This is a genomic window from Dietzia sp. CW19, from assembly GCF_014145265.1.
In the GTDB taxonomy this organism is placed as follows: Bacteria; Actinomycetota; Actinomycetes; order Mycobacteriales; family Mycobacteriaceae; genus Dietzia; species Dietzia natronolimnaea.
In genome coordinates this window covers 1-1,617 of the sequence record NZ_JAALEE010000468.1, presented here as the reverse complement: position 1 = coordinate 1,617, position 1,617 = coordinate 1, and the positions used below count along the sequence as shown (strand labels likewise).

2 protein-coding genes are annotated in these 1,617 nt (G+C 69.1%); both read right to left on the bottom strand.

Annotated features, from left to right (window positions below; all coding sequences use genetic code 11):
• Positions 1 to 156: 156 nt before the first annotated feature.
• Positions 157 to 678 carry a DUF559 domain-containing protein gene (locus G6021_RS13535; RefSeq protein WP_182615538.1) on the bottom strand — a complete coding sequence of 174 codons (522 nt, stop codon included), beginning with the start codon at positions 676 to 678 and terminating at the stop codon, positions 157 to 159.
• A 580-nt stretch (positions 679 to 1,258) separates the two neighbouring features.
• Positions 1,259 to 1,617: ABC transporter C-terminal domain-containing protein (locus G6021_RS13530; protein WP_277817950.1), on the bottom strand; the 359-nt coding region annotated here is incomplete at its 5' end.

Sequence of the window (1,617 nt, the reverse complement as noted above, 5' to 3'; positions counted from 1 at the left end):
CCCCGCCGCGCCCCGCACACCCAGCGCGCCCCCACCCCAGCGCTCTCATCCCAGCGCGCCCCGCTCAACGGGTGTGGTCGTGGCCCTTGTGGCCACAACGCAGTTCTGTCGCAGTGGGCACGACCAAGATTCGGGTGATGTGGTCGCGCGTCGCGGTCATACCCGTGCGCGGCCGCGCTCGAGGGCCGCACCGATCTGGCGGAGTACCGCCCGTGGATTCCGGAGCATCGAACCGGTCACGCGGACCACCTGCCAGCCCAGCTCCGAGAGTTCGGCGTTGACCCGCGCGTCGTACTCCCAGGTAGACCTGCCTCGATGGACGTCCCCGTCGTAGAACACCGCCACCTTCCCGACCTCGTACGCCAGATCCGCAGTGGCGACCTTCACCCCGTACTCGTTGTGGATCTCGACCTGCGGAGTCGGGTCGGGGAGGTCCGACCGGACGATCAGCAGCCGAAGCCTGGTCTCGGGCGGCGAATCAGCTCGCTGGTCACACCACCGGAGGAGGCTCCGCACCCTCTGCAGACCGTGCAGCCCTCGCAGGCCCCGTGCCAGTGCACTCACCTCGCTGACGGCGATCCGGGATCGATTGCACACGGCGTCGATCTTCGCGATCGCCGTATCGTCGTTGACCTCCCACCTCGCTACGTCGATGGCCGTCCGTGCAGCGGAGGTCACACGGAGTCCACCGATCGCTTCCACCTGTCCCGCCGGCAGAGCACGCCGGAGGCGACGCAGCCGCACACGGCCCGGAGCGGGTGCCGTTCCGACCGCGTAGATGTCGACTTCTCTCTCGACCGCGGCCGGCGCGTACCACCGCTCCCGGTGGATCAGTGCCGCCGCGAGACCGCCGATCACGGCTCCAGCGGGTGCCCATAGCGCTGCGCCGCGGACCATTACATCCGGTGTGGCGGGCGCTCCGGTGGCGAGGTACACGTCGGGGAACAGACGACGATGTCCTGACCTGAGCTGATGGCCGGACAGATGGCCTTCCACGACCGCCGCACTACCGATGAACGGCGCAGCAGGATGAGGACGGGGCACCTCAGGATCATCGCCCGCGGTGACCGTTCACGCCCGCCCCCGGCGTCCCCTGTGGATGGGGACGACGAGCATCCACAACGAACCGCGCCGCTCGGTCTTGGCATCAGGTGTTCCGCCCATATTCTGGTCGTGCCCAGCGCGGTGAAACGCTCGATTCACCGCAGGAGAGACGACCAAGTTCGACGTCCACACCGCTCTCGCGCCGGCGGGTGGATCAGCCCTCGACCTGTTCGCCGAGCTCCATCCAGCGCTCCTCGAGCTGTTCCTTCTCCGCGCTCACGTCCTTGAGATCACGGTCGAGGGACGCGAGCTTCTCCGTGTCGAGCGCCTCCCCTGCGGCGGCGGTGAGGGCCTCGTGGATCGTGGCCTGTCGTTGATCGAGTTTGAGCATCTGGCGCTCGATCTTGGACATCTCCTTGCGCAGCGCCCGCTCGTCACCCGAGCTGAGCCCGGACCCGGCGGAGCCGGCGGTCGCGGCGGATGCCGAACCACCGCCCGATCCACCGCCCGATCCAGCCCCGGGACCCGAGCCCGAGCCCGAACCCGAGCCAGCGGGCTCGCGCAGGACCTTGC